Annotated in this window: 19 protein-coding genes and 1 pseudogene; 7 read left to right on the top strand and 13 right to left on the bottom strand. The window is 30.9% G+C overall.

All coding sequences use genetic code 11. The features are described from left to right. Positions 1 to 411: 411 nt before the first annotated feature. Complete coding sequence (locus HGI79_RS07140) at positions 412 to 3,021, bottom strand: cation-translocating P-type ATPase (protein ID WP_185649975.1); 2,610 nt, start codon at positions 3,019 to 3,021, stop codon at positions 412 to 414. Between the two features lie 513 nt (positions 3,022 to 3,534). On the opposite strand from HGI79_RS07140, the gene HGI79_RS07135 reads away from it, so the two are divergent. After that, positions 3,535 to 3,729 (top strand): YwbE family protein, encoded by a 195-nt coding sequence (locus HGI79_RS07135; RefSeq protein ID WP_185649974.1) that lies wholly within the window; start codon positions 3,535 to 3,537, stop codon positions 3,727 to 3,729. Positions 3,730 to 3,835: 106 nt separating this feature from the next. On the opposite strand, the gene HGI79_RS07130 is transcribed toward HGI79_RS07135, so the two are convergent. Beyond that, positions 3,836 to 4,804 carry a Gfo/Idh/MocA family protein gene (locus HGI79_RS07130; protein ID WP_185649973.1) on the bottom strand — a complete coding sequence of 323 codons (969 nt, stop codon included), beginning with the start codon at positions 4,802 to 4,804 and terminating at the stop codon, positions 3,836 to 3,838. Between the two features lie 111 nt (positions 4,805 to 4,915). Next, on the bottom strand, positions 4,916 to 5,593 hold the full coding sequence (rpiA, locus tag HGI79_RS07125; protein WP_185649972.1) for a ribose 5-phosphate isomerase A: 678 nt from the start codon (positions 5,591 to 5,593) through the stop codon (positions 4,916 to 4,918). A 227-nt stretch (positions 5,594 to 5,820) separates the two neighbouring features. Between rpiA and HGI79_RS07120 the strand changes: the two genes are divergently transcribed. Further along, on the top strand, positions 5,821 to 6,657 hold the full coding sequence (locus tag HGI79_RS07120; RefSeq protein WP_185649970.1) for an aldo/keto reductase: 837 nt from the start codon (positions 5,821 to 5,823) through the stop codon (positions 6,655 to 6,657). Positions 6,658 to 6,941: 284 nt separating this feature from the next. On the opposite strand, the gene HGI79_RS07115 is transcribed toward HGI79_RS07120, so the two are convergent. Next, positions 6,942 to 7,778, bottom strand: a complete 837-nt coding sequence (locus HGI79_RS07115) for a PHP domain-containing protein (protein WP_185649969.1) — start codon at positions 7,776 to 7,778, stop codon at positions 6,942 to 6,944. Between the two features lie 704 nt (positions 7,779 to 8,482). Here HGI79_RS07115 and HGI79_RS07110 point away from each other — a divergent pair. The 5 genes from HGI79_RS07110 (at position 8,483) to HGI79_RS07090 (ending at position 13,153) form a co-directional block, all read left to right on the top strand. After that, entirely contained in the window at positions 8,483 to 9,337 is an 855-nt protein-coding gene (locus HGI79_RS07110) for a MurR/RpiR family transcriptional regulator (RefSeq protein ID WP_185649967.1), read from the top strand. 34 nt (positions 9,338 to 9,371) lie between these two features. Beyond that, positions 9,372 to 9,569 carry a hypothetical protein gene (locus HGI79_RS07105; RefSeq protein ID WP_185649991.1) on the top strand — a complete coding sequence of 66 codons (198 nt, stop codon included), beginning with the start codon at positions 9,372 to 9,374 and terminating at the stop codon, positions 9,567 to 9,569. Positions 9,570 to 9,585: 16 nt separating this feature from the next. Then, positions 9,586 to 11,544 carry a fructose-specific PTS transporter subunit EIIC gene (locus HGI79_RS07100; RefSeq protein WP_185649966.1) on the top strand — a complete coding sequence of 653 codons (1,959 nt, stop codon included), beginning with the start codon at positions 9,586 to 9,588 and terminating at the stop codon, positions 11,542 to 11,544. A 397-nt stretch (positions 11,545 to 11,941) separates the two neighbouring features. After that, entirely contained in the window at positions 11,942 to 12,607 is a 666-nt protein-coding gene (locus tag HGI79_RS07095; protein ID WP_185649965.1) for an HAD family hydrolase, read from the top strand. A 384-nt stretch (positions 12,608 to 12,991) separates the two neighbouring features. After that, entirely contained in the window at positions 12,992 to 13,153 is a 162-nt protein-coding gene (locus HGI79_RS07090) for a hypothetical protein (RefSeq protein WP_185649990.1), read from the top strand. Between the two features lie 151 nt (positions 13,154 to 13,304). Here HGI79_RS07090 and HGI79_RS07085 read toward each other — a convergent pair whose 3' ends face one another. From HGI79_RS07085 to HGI79_RS07045, 9 genes and pseudogenes are all read right to left on the bottom strand, one after another. Further along, positions 13,305 to 13,613 carry a hypothetical protein gene (locus tag HGI79_RS07085; protein WP_185649964.1) on the bottom strand — a complete coding sequence of 103 codons (309 nt, stop codon included), beginning with the start codon at positions 13,611 to 13,613 and terminating at the stop codon, positions 13,305 to 13,307. 208 nt (positions 13,614 to 13,821) lie between these two features. Then, positions 13,822 to 14,745: a serine hydrolase gene (locus HGI79_RS07080; RefSeq protein WP_185649963.1), complete on the bottom strand. Its 924-nt coding sequence runs from the start codon at positions 14,743 to 14,745 to the stop codon at positions 13,822 to 13,824. A 142-nt stretch (positions 14,746 to 14,887) separates the two neighbouring features. Continuing rightward, positions 14,888 to 15,313: pseudogene (locus tag HGI79_RS07075) on the bottom strand (acetyltransferase); the annotation flags it as partial. A 166-nt stretch (positions 15,314 to 15,479) separates the two neighbouring features. Next, entirely contained in the window at positions 15,480 to 15,755 is a 276-nt protein-coding gene (locus HGI79_RS07070; protein WP_185649962.1) for a CD3324 family protein, read from the bottom strand. A gap of 321 nt (positions 15,756 to 16,076) precedes the next feature. After that, entirely contained in the window at positions 16,077 to 17,339 is a 1,263-nt protein-coding gene (locus HGI79_RS07065) for a S41 family peptidase (RefSeq protein WP_185649961.1), read from the bottom strand. 9 nt (positions 17,340 to 17,348) lie between these two features. Then, positions 17,349 to 19,268, bottom strand: a complete 1,920-nt coding sequence (locus HGI79_RS07060) for an FtsX-like permease family protein (RefSeq protein ID WP_185649960.1) — start codon at positions 19,266 to 19,268, stop codon at positions 17,349 to 17,351. Next, positions 19,255 to 20,019, bottom strand: coding sequence for an ABC transporter ATP-binding protein (locus HGI79_RS07055; RefSeq protein WP_185649959.1), 765 nt, complete (start codon positions 20,017 to 20,019; stop codon positions 19,255 to 19,257). Before HGI79_RS07055 ends, HGI79_RS07060 begins: the two co-directional genes overlap by 14 nt. Positions 20,020 to 20,164: 145 nt before the next feature. Beyond that, positions 20,165 to 21,193: a sensor histidine kinase gene (locus HGI79_RS07050; RefSeq protein ID WP_185649958.1), complete on the bottom strand. Its 1,029-nt coding sequence runs from the start codon at positions 21,191 to 21,193 to the stop codon at positions 20,165 to 20,167. Then, positions 21,190 to 21,876: a response regulator transcription factor gene (locus HGI79_RS07045; protein WP_185649957.1), complete on the bottom strand. Its 687-nt coding sequence runs from the start codon at positions 21,874 to 21,876 to the stop codon at positions 21,190 to 21,192. The genes HGI79_RS07050 and HGI79_RS07045 overlap by 4 nt, the downstream gene beginning before the upstream one ends. Positions 21,877 to 22,071: the final 195 nt, after the last annotated feature.

The following is a 22,071-nucleotide window of genomic DNA, read 5'->3' as shown; positions in this document are numbered from 1 at the left end:
CTAGCAACCATGATATCTTTAATTGAACTATGTATATTCTATTTTTAACTAATAATAATTATTAATTAGTTAAAATTTTAACTTGCATTTATAAAAAAATTAAGTATGAATGAAAAATTAAATATGTACAAAGAATATAATTGTCAATATGTATATTTATACTAAAATGATAATGATTATCAATGTCAATTTATATTTATTATATACAGTTTTAGTCTAAATATCAATAGTTACTATATAAATTTCCACTAATTTAAAGTTTAATAGTATTATTTTTGCAGGTTTCTAGAAAATTAAACAAAGATACCACTATAGTTAAACTATAGTGGTATCTTTGTTAAAAAAACCGAAATTTTTTAAATACCGGGTTAATCTTATGTTTAAAGTATTTAACTCCTTTATCAATCTTTTCTACTTTTCGCTCTTTACAAATATTAATTTATACACCTGAACTACCATCAACGGTATAAAGGATAATCCGTATACATATCTATACTGACTAGCATTTAATGCTGTAACCTCGAATATTCCCATAAGCGGCCTGAAGGCTAAAACTGCTGTTAGAAGCAAATAACCAATTATTATTGCAATCCATATATATTTATTGGAAAATACCCCTATTCTAAATATTGATTCTTTTGATCTTGAATTAAATCCGTGCAGCAACCTTGATAGACACAAAGTAGCAAAGGCCATGGTGCTTGCAACTGAAGCATCTCCTGTTGACAATCCTACGCGGAAGGCTATAATTGTTCCTAATGCTATCAATATCCCTTCCAAAATAACCTCTATTGCAAAGGACTTATTAAGAATTGGAGTATTTATATCTCTTGGTTTTTCCTTCATGATGTTTTCATTGTAGGGTTCAAGTCCTATAGCTATAGCTGGAAGACTGTCTGTAACAAGATTAATAAATAGAAGGTGAACCGGTGCAAAAGGAATAGGTAGTGCTCCTAATGTGGCATAAAGCACTGATAGTATTCCTGCTGTATTTCCTGATAACAAGAATTTTATGGAATTTTTAATATTTGCATATATACTTCTTCCATTTGATATTGCTTTAACAATGGTTGAAAAGTTATCATCTGTCAATACCATAGCGGCAGCATCCTTAGCAACCTCTGTACCTGTGATTCCCATGGCAATTCCTATATCAGCCTGTTTTAAAGCCGGTGCATCATTTACGCCATCTCCGGTCATTGCAACTATATTGCCTCTTTCCTGCCATGCTCTTACTATTCTTATTTTGTGCTCAGGGGACACTCTAGCATAAACTGAAATATTCTCAACCCTATTTTTAAGCTCTTCATCACTTATATTCTCTAATTCAAAACCTTCCATAGCTTCTGATTCATCTTTAAGTATGCCTATTTGCTTTGCTATGGCAGAAGCAGTTATCTTATGGTCACCTGTTATCATTACAGGCTTTATGCCTGCACTTATACAGTCCTCTACTGCCATTGCAGATTCAACTCTTGGAGGATCCATCATAGCTACGAGACCTACAAAGATTAAATCCTTTTCCTCTTCAACACTAATGGTATCCCCTTCCTCTATGTCTTTATATGCAAATGCTAGCACTCTAAGTCCATTCATTGAGAAATCTCTATTTATGTTTTCAATTTTCTTTTTATGTTCTTCTGTAAACTCCGTTACTCCATTTGAAGTTTCTATCTTTACAACTCTTAATAAAAGTACATCCAGTGCTCCCTTAGTAATCATAAGCGGTTTATCCTGAAGCTTGTTAACAGTACTCATCAATTTTCTATCAGAGTCAAAGGGTATCTCTCCCAACCTTTGGTAGTCTTTCCTAGCAGCCAATTCATCCAGATCATATATTTGACCTAAGTTAACCAATGCAATTTCAGTAGGATCACCAATTTCTTTCTTTTCAGTAGTAACCGCATCATTGCACAATAATGCCATTAATATAAGCTTTTTCTCCAAAGCTTTATTTTTGTCTAAATCATCATGGTTCATCACCTTATTATCAATATAAACCTTTTGTACCGTCATTTTATTCTGTGTCAAGGTTCCTGTTTTATCTGAGCATATTACTGAAATACTGCCAAGACTTTCAACTGCATGAAGCTTTCTCACTATGGCATTTTGTTTAGCCATCTTTTGAGTTCCAAGAGCAAGTACAATAGTTACTATAGAACTTAATGCTTCCGGAATGGCTGCCACTGCAAGGGATACTGCAAACATAAAGGAATCGATTATGTCACGACCCCTGAATATATCTAGGCCAAATATAAATGCTGATATAATAAGTATAACAATGGCAAGCTTCCTTCCAAAGCTATCTAAACTCACTTGAAGAGGTGTTTTCTTTTCCTTTGCACTCTCTAATAAGTTAGCTATCTTACCAATTTCCGTACTCATACCTATGCTAGTAACTAATACAACTGCTCTACCATAGGTTACAAAGCTTCCGGAGAATACCATATTCTTTCTGTCTCCAATTGCTATATTATCTTCATCTATAGGTTCGATTACCTTTAATACGCTCTCGGATTCTCCTGTCAAGGAACTTTCATTCACTTGAAGGCTGTAAATTTCAATTATTCTTCCATCTGCACTAACATAGTCTCCGGCATCTAGGTATAAAATATCCCCTACAATGAGCTCCCTTGAAGGAATTTCTATCTTCTTTCCATTCCTTAAAACCTTAGCTGTTGGTGATGAAAGAGCCTTAAGACTTTTTAAAGACTGCTCAGCCTTAATGTGCTGTACAGTACCAAGTATTGCATTAATTACCACTACTACCAGAATAACAAGAGTACTTTCAAGTTTTCCAAGAAAAGCAGATATTATTGCTGCACCTAATAATATGAGAACCAAAAAGTCTTTAAACTGCTCAATAAAAACCTGTAAGTGACTCTTCTTTACCACTTCTTCTAATTCATTAAAGCCGTATTGTGCCACTCTATTTTTTACGTCCTCATTATTTAAACCTTTATCAGTAACACCTAATGTTTTCAATACTTCCTGTGGTGACTTCCTGTAAAATTCATTCATTACATATGCTCCTTTCAAAACAAACTTGAAAAAATTTTTCATTAAATTTTATTATTACAAATTTATAAGAACTTTATCCTATTACTTAATACACTCTTTGTATTTTCTTCTTTTATAAATTGTTGTTATAATAACTATCCTAAATAATCTCCTCCTAACTTAGTGTATTTTTATACCATAGCTAACTGCCAATAATACCTATCTAATTCAAGTTTCACTTTATTTTACAGATTAAAACTCTAGTTAAAAACAAAAGACTCTATAGCTAGAATTCTTCTAGCTATAGAGTCTCACTAAACATTAAATGTTAACAAAGCCGGGATTTTATCCGAAATGACGACTTTGAATCCTGTTAAATTACAGGCAGTTACTCCCTCTATAAATATGGTTTTTATTATTATATATTATGTATTTATTAACCATATTAACATTGATTAAAAGGCATGTCAACTATTTCTTGAAAGGAAATCTTATGGTATGATTATAGAATCGAAGGAAAAGGAGTAATAACATATGAATGGTCAAAGAAGAGAGGATATTTATGCAGGAAGGCTTGTAGATATTGTTTTGAAGGAAGATCAACGCACCGGAAAGTTGACGCGAGGAACTGTAAAAGATATACTTACCAATTCCACATATCATCCCAGGGGAATAAAAGTAAGGCTCAGTGACGGTAAAATAGGCAGAGTGCAAGCTATAATAAAGTAATAAAAACCATAGATCTTCTTTAATAAATTTACCTTAAAAGAAGACTATGGTTTCTATTTTAATATACAAATATTTCAATAATATTCACCTATAATGTAATTTATAATTACTCAAAAGAGTATTTTATTCCCCATTGGTTTCTGACTTCGTCCATTATACTCATTACATCAACAGATAATCCTAATGTATCTGTATTATTTCTATTTAAAATGTAGTTATGCATATCTTCAACTTCATAGATTAATGCTTTTGATGTTTCACCAGCTTCTATAACTTCCACTTTTCCATCTGGATAAGTTATAGTAGCTTTATCTGCTCTTGGGAAATTCTCTACAGTTATATATGCTAATTCTCCTGCTACAACACCCTTCTTTGGCTGTTTTGCTCTCATTGTTAGAGAAATTACTGCCATTTCATCATCAGGATTCTTAAGTATTATACCCGATTGTTCATCTACACCAGTTTCAAACTTCTTTACTGTTGTTAGAACTTCTTGTGGTTGACTAGAAAGAAAATATCTAGTAAATGATAGAGCATATGTACCAATATCAAGAAGTGCACCACCAGCTAAATCCTGACTGAAGAATCTATTATTTACGTCATATTCCTTAAGACTTCCAAAGGATACTTGGACCATTTTAATCTTTCCAATTTTTCCTGAGTCAACAAGTTCACGTAACTTTTTATATAAAGGCATATGATAAATAGTCATAGCCTCTGCAACTACCAAATTCTTTTCCTTTGCTAAATCAACAATTTCTTTTAATTGATTACCATTTACAGTTATTGCTTTTTCACAAAATACGTGCTTATTATTCCTAAGGCTTTCCATAATATATTCATAATGATTACAGTGAGGAGTTGATATATAAACTACATCAATTTCATTATCCTGTAACATTTCCTCGTAGTTACCATAAACTTTTTCAACATTATAATTACTTGCAAATTTCTTTGCTTTTTCAAGACTTCGTGACCCTACAGCATATATACTTCCATTAACCTCAATTATAGCTTTTGCAAAGTCCGCTGCAATTGTTCCTGGTCCTAATATTGCCCACTTTATGTTACTCATATTTTTCACCTCATAAATTTATTTTATCTTTTATACGATTACTACCCGCTGTAATACTTATATCTTTATAAGACAAATCCCATCTTATTCAAATTTCATTTTATAATCTGACTATTTAGAAATTACTCTGACTCCATGTTCACCAATAACAATTGCCTTAGTAGCCACATTAACAAACAAAGAGGTATCAATAACCCCGATAATATTTTTTAAGGTGTTTTCAAGCTCATAAATGTCTTTAACATTATCAAAGAATACATCCACAAGTAAGTTTCCATTTTCGCTTATGGTAAAACCATCTTTTGCAGTACTGGTTCTAACTACTGGTTTACCCCCTAATTCTGTAACTATTCTTTCAACATACTTTAAGGAATCCTCCAAAATTTCCAGTACAACAGGATGTTTAAATGTTAATGTGTTTACAATTTTAGTATCATCTACAAGAAGTATGTAGTCCTCAGCCATAGTAGCAATTAATTTTTCCTTTGTGTGAATTCCACCACCACTTTTTAATGCATTTAGATTTTCATCAACTTCATCACATCCATCAAAGGCTACAGCTACTTTATCCACAGAGCAAGTGTGAAGAACTTCTAGTCCATTTTTTATGCAGAGCATTTTTGTTTTCACTGAAGGGGTAACCACCTTAACCTCAAGCTTTTCATTCTCTTTTATGTAATCTATTAAGTAGGATATGGTACTCCCCCCACCTAGACCTATTATAGTGTTACTTTTTATATATTTTAGAGCTTCTTTAGCACAGGCTTTCTTTAAATCATCACTAGTCAATTTTATTCTCCTCCCTTATATATCCTATATTTTCATAATAAGATAAATTTATTTTTTCGTCAACATGATTTTTTATGAAATGAAATTTCATTTCATATGAATTTGAATCACAAAATTTTTTATTAACAATACTATACTTTATGATATAATTTGGTATTGTAGGGATTAATTAAATGAGAATATATATACCTAAGGGCTAAAATTATTAATATAGGAGGAATCATTATATGACTAAATCAATTAATGATGTTATAACTTTAAATAATAGTGTTAAAATTCCACAACATGGATTTGGTGTCTATCTAATTAAGGAAGAAGAAGAAGGTTATAATTCTATTAATAAGGCTTTAGAAGTTGGATATCGTTCTTTTGATACAGCACAATTTTATGAAAATGAAAAATTAGTTGGCAAAATACTAAGCGAATCCAGTGTAAAAAGAAGTGAATTATTTATTACTACTAAGGTGGCTAATTTTAAACAAGGATATGATAGTACTCTTAAATCAGTGGAACAATCTCTAAAAGATTTACGTGTAGATGAAATAGACCTTTTATTAATTCACTGGCCAAGTAAAAAACATTTTTTTGAAACCTGGAAAGCATTAGAAAAATTATATAATGAAAAACTTGTAGGAGCTATTGGTGTAAGCAATTATGAAATTCATCATTTAGAAGAGTTATCCTCAAAGGGCACTATTAAACCAGTTATCAATCAAGTAGAATGTCATCCATATTTAACACAGGAACTATTAAAAGTTTATTTAAAAGATCAAAATATTGCATTTGAAGCCTGGAGTCCACTAGGTAGAGGTGCCCTATTAAATAATGCTGTTATTAGCGAAATAGCAAAAAAATATCACAAATCAATTGCACAAATAATTATTCGTTGGCATTTACAAAAGGGAAACATTGTAATTCCAAAATCTATTACACCCGCTCGTATTGAAGAGAATGCAAATGTTTATGATTTTAACTTAGTAGAGAATGAAATTAAAGTTATTGATTCTCTAAATAAAAATCAGCGAACTGGTCCTGTTCCAGATGAAGTGTATTTGGAAATATAAAGGTAAACACGCCCGAAATTTAACTTATACTCCGGAATATGTTGCCAAACTTTGGTACGTTAAAAACTTTTAATCAGTCTAAAGTTCGTGTTTTTGAAAATCTAAGAAGCTTTGATAAACTCGTACCTCAAACATATCAAAGCTCCTAAGATTTTCAAAAAACACTTCACTAAGACTGATAAAAAAGTTTTTAAAAGTGCCATCAGTTTTGGCAACATATTCCTACGTATAAGTTAAATTTAAGTTGTGGGTATTTATTTCATGGATATTAACAAATTCAAATTTTAAATACTTGAATTACGCCCTAATTTAATTAATCTTTCAACTTCACCTTCTGGACATGTAAACGACCCTATTGGATGTGGTTGGTTTGCATAATATCCATGAAAATCTGTTCCTCCGGTCATAATTAAATCATATTTTTGTGCAATATCTTTTATTTGTTTTCTCACTTCTTCTGAATTTCTAGGATGATTGTATTCCACACCTTGTACCATTTTTTTTCTGGCTAATTCTTCTAATAATTCAATAGAATCATATTGTCCAGGATGAGCCATAACCGCAATACCACCTACTTCTTTTATCATTTCTAATGCTTCATATACACTAGGATACGCAATTTGTACATAATACTTTCCTTTTTTCGAAAGTAATTCTTTATATAACTGACCAATTACAATATTGGTATATCCTAAATCTGATAAAGCTTGCATTATGTGAGTCTCATACATAGATTCACTTTTACAGCTATATCGTTCTATATGTTCAATGGTAATGGGATATTCTTTCATTAACATCTGTGCCATCTGCCTTTTAGCATTTTCTCTATTGACTAAAATTTTATTTAAAAATCCTTGAAGTTTAAAGACATCCTTTGGAAAATAACAAAGCATATGAACAGAACGGTTGGTTTGATAATTTACGGTAGATATTTCAACTCCTGGTATTACAGATATACCTATTTTCTCCCCAAAAGTATAGGCTGGAATAATACCTGCCATAGTATCATGATCTGTAATGGATATGCAATTTAAACCTACTTTCTTTGAATAACATATAATATCTTTTACACTTAGAACTCCATCTGATAAAAAACTATGATTATGTAAATCAGCTTTCATTTTTCCCCCATCTGCGTGATTTATAGGTACGGAACTTTTAAATTTAATTTATTCCACCTAACACATTACTAGATTATGCCACTGATAAATAGTTTAAGAAAGTCTAAGCCTCAAATTAAGCAGAGAGCCAAAATCTGTGATTTTGTGCGAATCGCTTACTCCTCTGACCTAAGGAAGAGGAGTTTCATAATGATATAAAAGGACTTTGATAAACTCGCTTAGGCTCAAACAGTATCAAAGTACTAAGCTTTCCTACTAATTTGAGACTAAGACTTTCTAATAAACTATTTAAAGGTGGCACAATCTAGTAATGTGCTATGCTACATAAATTAAATTTAAAAGTTCCAAATCTATAGTACATATATTTTTTGAACTAAATAATAATTATTTATACTAAAACCATATCATGAAAATTATTTTTTTGTCAATATATTCACAAGAAAAGCAATTACACAAAAATAACTGCTTAATTCGTTCCACATACTATTTCGCAGATAGAATTAAGATAAAGTGAAACTTGAATCAGATGGGAGTATTAGAGCGGGTAGTCATGGGATAAAATTAATACGAAATATAATTTCACGAAAAATATATTGACAAAAATAAAGCGTCATATTATAGTAAATGTAGAAAGAAAAGAGTAAATCATGTATGATAGTAAGAAGAAATAATATTTCATTCAATATTATAAAGGAGATAAACATATGGAAAAGAATAAAACAGTACTAGACGTGATTTTCTCTGGATACGACAATTTTTTCGAAGCAGAAAAGAAAATTGCAAATTATATTATAAACAACAAAGAAGAGGTTATAGACATGACCATTGCAGAGTTAGCAACAGCAAGTGGTGCCAGCGAAGCAACTGTTTCTAGATTTTGCAAAAAATGTAATATGAAGGGTTTTCATCATCTGAAAATTAGTCTTGCAAAAGAGATTGTAGAATCCCAGGAGGATACTATACCAGTATCCAATGACATTGACCAACATAATATTGGTCAGTCTTTACAGAATATCTTAGCCAATAAGATAGAAGAACTTAGACAGACAGTTTCTATGATAAACGAGGAAAAATTCAAAGAAATATTAGACTTAATTAAGAATGCAAAATCCGTTCAATTCGCAGCAGTTGGTAATACTATTCCGGTTGCTCTAGATGGAACCTATAAGTTTAACCAGATTGGAATTCCAACGGTATCCAATACCATATGGGAAACACAATTGGCATATACCTATAATTTGACAAAGGAAGATGTGGTAATTGTAATATCTAACTCAGGAGCTTCTAAAAGACTAATGACTGTCATTGAAGCAGCTAATGAAAAAGAATCAACCACTATTGCTATTACTAATAATGACCTGTCGCCAATTGCCAAAGCTAGCAAATATCATATTACAACGGCGACAAGAGAGAAGTTATTTATGGATGAGTATTATTTTTCTAGAGTATCTGCCGTTATGATAATTGAGATTCTGTATTTATTTTTAACAGTAGGAAAAGAACATGTGTATAAAAACATCAGTAGACATGAACAGTCTATTGCTGATGATAAATTATAACAAATTTATTATTTAATGAATATGGAGGGAAATTATGATGATTTATACAGTAACCTTCAATCCAGCCTTTGATTATGTGGTTAAAGAGGGTGTAAAATCATTAGGATTTTTCTCAAATTTCATTAAAGTAAAGGAAGAATTATCTAGAATCAATGTGAAATTAATGGACAAGCTTCAGAAATTACTAGGGAAGATATTGATTAGATTAATAAATCAATCAATCTATATATAATTTAAGGAGGATTTTTATGCGTATTACAGATTTATTAAAAGAACAAAGTATTGAACTTAATGTTAGTATTGACTCTAAAGAAAACGTTATTAAGTCTAAAGAAAACGTTATCTACAGATTAGTGGGCTTAATGAACAAATCAGGAAATATAAGCAACATTAAGGAATACAAAAAAGGTATTTTAGAAAGAGAAGAACTTTCTTCAACAGGTATTGGCGGAGGAATCGCAATTCCTCATGCAAAAAATAAGGCCGTTAAACAGGCTACTCTTTCAGCTATGGTGGTTCCAAATGGAGTAGACTATGATGCACTTGATGGTGAAGTATCTAAGTTGTTTTTTATGATTGCTGCACCAGAAAATGGAGCAGATATACATCTTAAAGTTTTAGCTAGACTATCCACTATTCTTATGGATGATGATTTCAAAAATCAATTAATTGCTGCCAAGAGCAAAAAGGAATTCTTAAATATTATTGATGCAAAAGAAACAGCAAAATTCCCAGAAGAATCCAAAAAAGAATCTTCTGTTAACACAAACGGATACAGAGTGTTAGCTGTTACTGCTTGCCCAACGGGTATTGCACATACCTTCATGGCAGCAGAAAACTTAGAACAAAAGGGAAAACAACTTGGTATTCCGGTAAAAGCAGAAACTAATGGTGCAGATGGTGCAAAAAATGTTCTTACAAAAGAAGAAATTGCAGCAGCAGAATGTATAATCATTGCAGCAGATAAAAATGTTGATATGGCTCGTTTTGATGGTAAGAGAGTTATTAGTACAAAAGTATCTGATGGTATTCATAAAGGAGAAGAATTAATCAATCGTGCAGTAAGCGGTACTGTTCCAGTTTATCATCATAAGGGAGCAACAGTTTCCACAGATAAATCAGAAAAAGAAAGTGTAGGACGCTCTATTTATAAACACCTTATGAATGGCGTATCTCATATGCTTCCCTTTGTTATTGGTGGTGGTATCTTAATTGCTTTAGCTTTTCTTTTCGATAACTATGAAATCAATCCAGCAAACTTCGGAAAGAACACACCAATTGCAGCTTATTTAAAAACAATTGGTGAGCAGGCATTTGGTATGATGTTACCTATCTTATCCGGTTATATAGCAATGAGTATCGCAGACCGTCCAGGTTTAGCAGTTGGTTTTATTGGGGGTATTGTAGCAAAAATGGGATCTACCTTTGCTAACCCAACTGGTGGAAACGTTAACTCAGGTTTTCTTGGTGCTTTATTAGCTGGTTTTATTGGTGGTTATCTTGTACTAGCACTTAAAAAATTGTTTAGTAAAATACCATCAGCGTTAGATGGTATCAAACCTATCCTAATTTATCCAGTACTTGGTATTTTGTCTGTATCTATTGTAACAACCATTGTCAATCCGTTTGTAGGCGAAATTAACACAGCATTATCAAACACATTAAATAGTATGAATGGTTCAAGTAGAATCTTACTTGGTATGATTGTTGCAGCAATGCAGTCTACTGATATGGGTGGTCCAATTAACAAAGCATCCTATGTATTCGGTACTGCTCAATTAGCAGAAGGTAATTACGAAGTTATGGCAGCTGTTATGGCAGGTGGTATGATTCCTCCACTAGCAATTGCACTATGTACAACTTTCTTTAAAAACAGATTTACTGAAAAAGAAAGACAATCTGGTTTAGTTAACTATATTTTAGGTTTATCCTTCATATCAGAAGGTGCAATTCCTTTCGCAGCGCAAGATCCATTAAGAGTTATCCCTGCTTGTATTGCTGGTTCCGCAATAGCAGGTGGTTTATCCATGTTCTTTAGATGTACTTTAAGAGCACCTCATGGTGGTATCTTTGTACTTCCAGTAATCGGCAATCCATTTGGATATTTAATTGCTTTGATATCAGGAGCTGTAGTGGGTTGTATAATCTTAGCAATTTTAAAGAAACCAAATGTTAATTTGCCACTTCTTTATTCAAGATGTATTTAGAATATCTATTTTATCGTTCAGCTGGCAAATTAGATAAGTTCAGTTTTACAGTTAACTATCTATATAGATCTGGAACCTTTAAATTTAATTTATGTAGCATAGCACATTACTAGATTGTGCCACCTTTAAATAGTTTATTAGAAAGTCTTAGTCTCAAATTAGTAGAAAAGTTTAGTACTTTGATACTGTTTGAGCCTAAGCGAGTTTATCAAAGTCCTTAGCTTTTCTGCTAATTTGAGGCTTAGACTTTCTTAAACTATTTATCAATGGCATAATCTAGTAATGTGCTAGGTGGAATAAATTAAATTTAAAAGTTCCGTACCTATAAGCATTTGTAATATCTATTTTTTGTGTGTATAATTTATTTGAGAATAATGGATGAATTGGAGGTTGTGACGTGTATCAAGGTTGTATTTTTGATTTGGATGGTACTTTAGTGGATTCTATTAAGGCCATTGCCTATACTGCTAATTTGACTTTGCAAAAGTATGGTTTGGGACCTATAGACGAAGATCATTATAAGCTATTTGTTGGTGATGGATATAAGAAGTTAATTGAAAGAGCTTTGATTTATTGTGGTGATAAGGATTTAGTACACTATGAGGACGGACTTGTGACTTATTTAGAGTATTTTAAGATACATTGTATGCATGAAGTGAAAGCATATAATGGAATTAAGAACATGCTAGAACATTTGAAGGAAAATCATATTAAAATTGCGGTTTTATCTAATAAGCCTCATGAAAGAACCATCGATAACGTTGAAGGAATATTCGGCATTGGATATTTTGATAGAGTAGCGGGTGAAAAGGATGGTGTTAGGAGAAAACCAGATCCTGAAGGTGCAATTATTACTGCTAAGGAGTTGGGAGTTTTACCAGAGCATTGTCTATACATAGGAGATACCGATACGGATATGAAGACTGGAATTGGAGCGGGAATGGATACTGTTGGTGTTACTTGGGGATTTAGAACCCGTGAGGAGCTAGAGAGTTATAATCCAAAGTATGTGATTGATTATCCAAATGAACTTATAGAGATTGTAAAAAATGCCGCAAAATAAACGACTTTTTGATTTGCTGAAAATTATAAAGGAACTTATATTATTAGAAATAATGATATAAGTTCCTTCATATTTAGTGTATTTCTTACCACCTCATATGGTATGTTTACTGAATCATTGCTTTCCAATTCTTTTTGTATCTGTATCCTACGCATAGATTGTACATCTATTTCAGCAGTTATGTTTTCCCTTCTTTGTTCCAGTGTTCGCTTATCTATTGTGCCATCTTCTAGTAAATACCACTATATATCTCTTCATAATTATGGTACAATATCCAAGTAAAATTTCATAACCGTAGATGGATGGCTACGGGGGTTTTGAACATTTTATCCTCCTGGGCTATTGGTGAATTATTTCACTGTAGCTAAGGGGGTGGTATTGGATATGCTAGATACACTTATAAAGTGTGCATCAATAGTTTATGTTATTAGATTAGTTTTAAAACATAATCTTTTTGTATGTCACTTAAAGATTAACATTAAGTTCCTTGGTCTTGATATAGAAGTTAAAAGCAAAGAAAAAAGCACTCCATCCCAGCAAGAATAGTTGTGCTTTTTCTAATAATTTATACCAAATAAATTAAATCTAATAGCCCTAAAACAAAATAAATGTTTTAAGGATGCTTAGTGTTACCAGCACTAAGCATTTCTTACTTATATTATATCAAATTTTTATAAAAAATAAACATTAAATTTTTTTATAATGGTAATGGTGTTTTAAAATCATCATTTGGTTTAGTCTTAACGTTAACTACAACTTCGCCAATTAACTTATTTTCAACATATACACTTAACTTCCATAAACCTTCTGTGGGAATTTTTATACTTAATTGTTCTCTTGCTGTGGAAATAGTATTTTTTTCGGAGGATACATCTATATGACCCTCTTTTGTTAGTTTATATAAATTCGGAACTTCTAAGATGTCCCCTTTATTGTTTGAAGCAATTATTTTTAATTGTTTATTTAGTATGTCATTTTCATTCCCCCAAAAATACAGTATTGCCAATGTTACTTAATAAATCATTACTCATTGAACTTTCCCCCTCTTTACTGCAAACCTATTTTACTGATAGTTCAGTAGAACTCTTGTGAGTAACTATTTAAACCACCTACAGCCAATTATTAATATGTATGGTGGAGACGAAACATAATAGGTGAAATCCACTATAAAATACTATTTATCAAATAACTTTTCTTATCCTGCACTCTTTAAATTATAGTTTATCAACTATTGTATTCCATGTTAACTCTAAAACTCCTGTCATATTTGATTGTTCATTTGAAACGTAGGTAACCACTGCATTTTTATCTGGCAATATTACTACATATTGCCCATACAATCCATCCATTCGATAGGAATTAGGATAAGAATTCATCCATACTTGGTAACCGTATCCTTGTTTATGATCGACAGTTGCAAAATATTCGTTGAATTCAGATGTATCAATTTGGGATTTCGTGGCTTGTGCAATATAACTTGCAGGTATAAGCTGTTTTTTGTTCCATGTACCATTATTAAGTAGTAGTTGACCAAATTTTGATAATTCTCGTGCCGTTAAGTATAATCCTGAACATCCAAATGATATACCATTTACATCGGAATCCCATTGTGGCTCAGATATTCCCAATGGTTGAAAAATGCGAGGCATTAAATATTCTTTCAGACTATACTCAGTTGTAATACTAATAAGCTTTGAAAGCATATAAGTTGCAGCATTATTATATAAAAAATGTGTACCTGGTTCAAAAATAACAGGCTCTTCAAAGAAAAGCTTGCTAATATCATCAAGGGGCTTATTTTTCTCCATTGCTTTTTTCACAGGGCATATTGCATGTCCTGTGCCCATACAAAGCAAATCACGGATGGTCATTTTTTTCAAATTATCATTTATCTGTGTAATATCATCTTCAAAATAATCTATAATTTTGTCATTCAGTCTAAAATATCCTTCATTTTCTGCAATACCAATTGCCATAGATGTAAATGTCTTACTTACAGACCATAGAATGGTTGGTTTTTCTTCTTCAAAATCATATTCAGCGATTATATCCCCATCCTTTCTTACCACAACATTAAGGACCTGAAGATTTTGCTCTTTAACCGATTCAATTAAATCATCCAATATACAATTTTTCATTCTCTATTCTCCTAATACTTATCTTCTTGATATAATTAAAACTTTTTAACATTCATTTAAAATATAGCCTATTCTTTTAATACCACTATATTCCCATTTCGAATATCAGATAACTTTTCAGATATTTTTTGAAAACTCCAATTCCACCACCAATATGTACTCCAGACATAATAACAGCTTCAAATCCAATCCAAACATCATTTCCAATTACAATATCCCCCTTATTGTCCCATGCTTCATAAGGCTTCATTATACTATCCCACTCTTCATTGAAAATAGGAAATGGATATGTGGACAATGATTTTTGTGTATGATTTGCACTATTAAAAATAAACCTAGCTCCACACGCAATAGAGCAGAACTTTCCAATGATAAGTTTATCTTTATTAACAGGATAATGATACAAAACATTTTTCTTTTCAAAATCTTTTGGGCTATTATAAAAATCGTTGTACATTGTAAAATCATCAACAATTATATTTGGATTAGTTACTACATTTTTTAAGTAAACTGTACTAAAATCATCAGTTCTAGGATAAATTTTTTTAGGATTAGGCTCTTCTTTCATCATTTTCAACTCCTTTTACAATGAAATTATAACCTTACCTTACTAACTTATCCAGTTCATGAATAATTCTGTAATAAAGTTGTCTACACTTTACACCGCAAAATTTAAAATAAAAAAGGGTATTTTTATATCATCCAAATTGATAATATAAAAATACCTATTGTATTTATTTTATTTGTTTTTCTTCTCTAATTATTCTTCTAATACTATATTCAGTAAGATAAAACTGTTCCGTAAGTTCTTTAATAGACACTCCTTGATTGTATCTATTAAAAATCTCCATATTTCTTTTCTTTAAACTATTTTTTATACCACTGTTCTCTCCCCAAGCTTTTCTACTATCACGTTTCCTAGGTATATATAAATAACCACCATCTACATATTGTTGAATTAATTCAATAATATCTTGTGGCAATATATTTTGTGCTTTTTCATATTTCATAATCCTTGCTCCTATCTACATTTAATTTGTAAATAATGAAGCAAAGTCCACATAAAAATATTTTAGCCTAAATTAATCAAAACTCGGCTCCGAACAAGACTTTGTTCTGTATTTTCATGCAGTCTTTGCACGGAGCCTTGGCTAACAGCACGTTTTGATGTGTATCTCATACATAATTCCCCCTTATACATTTTAATTCATAAGTAATAAACTAAATGTTGTTAACTTATAAAATAATTTTACCATGTATATTTACAAAGTAAACATACTGTCATAAAACTTAATTTTAATCCTAAATTTTTATTATACATTACTTGCATTTTATTTACCTGGAGTATCTCCAAAGATTTTTTGTTTTATAATCCACTCCAATACTGGATCAGTGGCTTTCTTATAGTTTTCAAAAGTTTCTTTTATAAGCATATTTGGCTTAATAGTATCTACATTTTCTTTAGACCAGTTAAAATATTTTGTGGAATAACGAATTTTTCTTTTACTATTTGGAAGCTCTAATTGTTTCACCTCTCCATAATGATTAGGTTTTCCTCCTGTATTTTCTCCAACAAAATACGCATTTGTCTCTTTTCTTAGAGTAAGGGCATTAAGTATGGCTGAAGAATATGTATCTCTTCCTATGATAACATATAACCTATCTTTTTCATTAAATCTGCTTTTCTTAAGCTTTTTGATAAAGGGATCTAGAATAGTTGATATACCTCCTCTATTATTTCTTATATCTAATACAAGTTTTTCAACTTCATGTTTTTCAGCAAAATCCCACACTTCTTTTGAAAAGATTTCAAAAGGCTTTTCTCTCATTTGTCTGCAGCTATTATAGCTAATGTACAATATTTTTTCATCTTTTAAATATTCATACCAATAGTTTTCATTAGTGTGAGTCTTATAGAGTGGTTTGGGGCTATCACTTCTATCAACTGGCACATATTCTTCATGTTTTATTGATTTCATCTTTATCTTCTTTATTTCACCAGTTGTTAGCTGAACGCTTAGCTCAATTTCATCTGAATTACTTATTCCAAAATATTGTAGTACACTTGGTATTGGTATATAATATATAACTTGAGTTTTAAACCAGTTCTCATTTGCTCCAGCCAAAAGAGGCTTTATTTCATTTGCTACTTCTTCTATTTTTTTAGCATTTAATGTTATTATTTTAGCATCTAATAATTCCTTGTATTCCTTTGATGTACCTGTAATATAGATACCCTCATCAAACCAATAAAGCTCAATAGGATAGGTGGTTTCCGTTCCAATACTAAATCCCGTGTGACTATCCCCTATACTAGCTATTATTTTACTTAGTTCTATATCTATTTCTTGATCTGAAAAAGTTGGAACCTTTTTCTTTAAATCTTCCAATTGACCTATAAACTCTTTCTCTGATATATTAAAATATAAATTTTTATGAACTTTCGGAAGTGCTTTTTCTATATATACAATATCATTAATCCATTTTTTATCTCGTCCTTCTGCAAGATAAGGTTTAGTAGAGGGGGTACATCCTACTAATAAGAAAACTAAACAAAATAAAGCTGCATATAGCCTTTTATAATTATTTCTCATAACTCACCTCTACCTTTCATAAACCATATTAGTATATTTTCTGCTTATAAAAATATAAAAAACAGCCATTATACTTACAAAGCAGAAAACACCTACAAGAATACTTAATGTAAACTTAGAATGCATAAAAGCTTCTAGTGCCTTAATTGCCATAATACCATGCATAATTCCCATGAGCGCTGGTAATACAAAGGCTATCCCCACTTGGGTGTAAATACTTTTTGAAGTTTCTTCTTTATTCATTCCTATCTTCATAAGCATCTTATACTGCTCTCTGTCAAGTATTGCATCACTTAAAATCTTAAAATAAATTGTACTAAAGGTAGCTATCATAAATACAATAGCCATCACTAATCCTAAAAAATAAAAGGAGCCTATGAGATAGTACTTGTATTCATACTGTGCTGCATAACTATTTACATTGTCTCTAGGATTTTTCATAATAGCTTCAATTTTCATTACCAACTCTTTACTATCTTGTGGACTTGTAAAATTTATCCCATATAAAATCATTTCTTCTTTAGTTTCTCTTAATTTATTGTATTGTTTATCTGTCATCACATAGGTTTCATATTGACCTATGTTAGGCATTTCCCCTATGAAAGGAATCTTAACTTCCTTTTTTAATATATAACTATTTCCTTGAAAAACATAAGAATTTCCCTGATAACTTTTTTCTGAGAAAAGAAGCTTTGAATGCAAGATACTAACTATTTCATTATCTTGTGGTTTAATCTGCTTTAATATTTTCTTGTAGTTCTTAGGCTTAGTCACCTCTAATGCTTTTTCAATCTCAGAGTAACTTGTAATTAGGCACTCTTTTGTTACATCCATATAGCCATTATTATAAGAAATTTGAATCTTTATAAAGTGGGATTGATTCTCTATTGTTATTTTGTGTGATGAATCATTAATGATTTTTTTGATTTTATTGTTAGTAGCTTCATCTTGATTCATATAGTTAATACTATAAGGAGCTTCCATTAATATATTGGCATCTGCATAATATTTTAAAGCCAATGCTCCACTAAAAGCTGTTAATGTGGCTGCACTTAAAATAGCAGTCATAGCAAAGCTTCTATAATGTGTTCCTAATCTAAATAAAGTATTGCTAAAACTAATAAGTCTTGAATATTTATAAATAAGATTTTTATTCTTAATGCATATATTTAAAATAATTGATAGGAAACTTCCAAAAAATAAATAAGTACCAACACATATTAGTATAAGAATAGCTATAGTTGCGTTAGTGAAAATAATCTTCCACTCTATTATATTAAGAGCAATAATATAGCCAGTAGTTATACTTGTAACCCCTAATGCACCTCGAATCCATCTCATCTTTGGCATATTTTGTTCTTTTTTAGCAGCATTAAGTATTTCTATAAGCTTACTTTTCTTTACCATCCAGTAATTTTTAAGTCCCAATAGAAAAATAATTGATGCAAAGATTAATAATAGAGTACTTATTGCCTTAAGAGGTATATAAAAAGGAATTTGTGTATTCAAAATCATTGCTTTAGCAAGAAGCATAAAAAAGAGCTTTGAAAACAATATGCCAACAGGAATTCCAATTACTGCCGCAATACTTCCAAGAAACATACTTTCAACAGCAAATACACCTCCAAGCTTTGAGCTCACTATTCCCATAAGCATATAGGTTCCAACTTCTTTGTACCTTAATTTATAAAAGAAGTTATTGGCATGAGTCATAAAAAAGATTATTGTAAAAAACAATACACCACTAAATAAAATACTTGCAGCTCTAGCAAAGCTATACTGCTCATTTAGCACACTAAAATAAGGATTAAAGCTGATGGCTAAAAAATTATAGTAAATTGCTATAGTAAATGTAAGAACTAAAAGATAAAATTTATAAAGCTTAAAATTATTTTTAAATAGCATCCATGCAATTTTAAAGGTGCTCATTACTATCTCCCCCTAATATTGCAATCATATTTAGAATCTTTTTAAAGAATTCTTTAGTATTTCCATTTGATTCTAATTTGCCACTTATTCTCCCATCTCTTAAAAATAATACACGATCACAGTAACTCGCTGCAGATGCATCATGTGTAACCATAACAACTGTAGTTTCATATTGTTTTTTTACATTTTTAAAACATTCTAAAAGCTCAGCCGCTGCTTTTGAATCAAGAGCTCCTGTAGGTTCATCTGCAAATAAAATTTTAGGGTTATTTACAAGAGCACGACATACAGCTGCTCTTTGCTTTTGTCCTCCTGATAGTTGATAAGGATATTTATCTAATTGAGTTTCTATGCCTAATAGAATTGCCAGTTCATTCACTTTTTTCAAAATCTCATCTACTTTTATATTATTTAAAGTAAGTGGTAGTGCAATATTGTCTCTAATGGTCATATTATCAAGTAAATTAAAATCCTGAAAAACAAAACCTAGCATATTTCTTCTAAATGTGGCTACTTCTTTTTCTTTAAGGGTTTCTACTGAGTTTCCATCAATTATAACTTTACCACTAGTTGCTCTATCAATTGTAGCCATAATATTGAGTAAAGTTGTTTTCCCTGATCCTGATGGCCCCATAATAGCTACAAACTCACCTAAACGAATATCTAAATCTACCTCATGGATTGCCCTGCAAATAGCCCCTTTATTCCCATAGTCTTTTGTAAGACTCTTTACTTGTATAACCGAATTCATCTAACTTCCCCCTTCCATATCTTCCTAGATATACTTTTATTATAGAGCGTCTTACTTTTTCATTCTATCGATTTTAGTGACATTTAACCAGAGTAATGTTACAATTTTGTCACATTTGTAGACAATACAATGTAATGTTAAAAAACTAATTAATTTGATGGTTAATATAATCTGCTAACTTATAAAAAGATAAAATAAATTCAGTATATACTTCTTTCTCACTTTGTACACCTATGCTAATTCCTAATGTATCTGCCATTTTTTTAGCATAATACATTCCCATACCTGTAGACTTAGTAGTACCTCTTCCATTACTTCCTGTAAAGCCTTTATCAAACACACGAACAATCTCTTCTTTTTTTATACCTATTCCATTATCTTTAATATATAAATAGTAGCCTTTATCATCTTCTTTACTGAATATACTAACTTCGCCATGCTTTTTTGTGTACTTGCTGCTATTGTTAAGGATTTGAGTGATAATATAGTGAACCCATTTTGCATCACTAATAAAATGGTGTGGTTGTATATCCACATGAATCTCAATTCCTTTACTTATAAAAAATTCCGCATTATCACTAATAGCTTTCTTTACAATGTTCTCTATATCAACATATTCTGATACAATATCTTCACTATAATAATTGGCCCTTGTAACATATAAAGCTTGGTTTATTCTAAACTTCATTTGCTCAATTTGAAATATTAATTTATTCACCTTACCATCTTCATCTTCAAATCGACTAGTAACCATTTCACAAACAGCTAAATTGACTTTAATATCATGAACAGTCTGGGTTATATAGTCTTTTAAATTATTCATCTTTTGCTGATAGTTTTCTTCCTTTTTCATAAATTGTTTATCTTTATATTCTAAAAGCTGCTTTATGAGGTTAACACCTAGCACATTGGATTCTTTTTCAAAAATATAGTTTACATCCTTTCCCTCTGCCATTACTTGCTGTATTCTTTCATATGCTTTTTTAATTCTCCTATAATGAAAGCTACATCCTACTCCTAAAGTAACCATTATTAATAAATCCAAATAAAAAATCTCCCCTAAACTTTTGTCTAGAGGAGTACTTGCAAACAAAATTAAGTTAACTACAATAAATATACTAACAATGCTAATCATCAATTCCATTTGTCCTTTTATATAATCATTAATCCTCATAAAACAATATACCCCATTCCCTTTTTTGTTGCTATGAAGCCTTTAAGCCCTAATTCTTCTAACTTTATTCGTACACGATTTACATTCACTGTTAGCGTATTCTCATTTACATATACTTCCTCATCCCATAGACTCCTCATAAGAGCTTGTCTTGAAACAACTTTCCCTCGATTTTCTATAAGGAGCTTTAGAATTTTGAACTCATTTTTAGTCAGTTCAGTATTTCTATCCTTATAAGTTATAAATGTATCATCTAAATTTAAAATAACACCATTACACTCAATAATATTATGCTTCTGAGCATATTCATAAGTTCTACGAATAATAGCCTGAAGCTTGGCAACTAAAACCATATTATCAAAAGGCTTGATAATATAGTCATCTCCCCCATTATTCATCCCCATTATAATATCCATGTTGCTATCTCTTGATGATATGTATATAATAGGTACACTTGAGATTTCCCTTATTCTTTTACACCAATAAAATCCATCAAAACTTGGTATATTCACATCCATTAAAACAACATGAGATTGAAGTTGAGTAAACTTATTTAATATATCATCAAATTCTTCAGCACCCCTTACCTCAAATCCCCATTTTATAAGAAGTTCTATAATTTCTTCTCTTAACATCTCATCATCTTCTACAAGAAAAATTCCATATGGTCTTGTGCGTTTCATCTCACATCTCCTCTTAATAAATATATTTCTAAGTATATATTATCACATATAGATAACCAAGGTGAAAGTTTGACTTATCTATAGAATTAGATATTTTTCAAAAAATCAAAAGCCACATCGAAGATAACTTCAATATGGTCTTTATAAATGGTAACTTTATCAACATAGTCCTGAATAAACTTCTTACATTCTGGA

It is taken from the genome of Clostridium sp. DJ247, assembly GCF_014231265.1.
The sequence above is the reverse complement of the archived record's forward strand: the minus strand, read 5'-3'. Positions and strand labels throughout refer to the sequence as shown.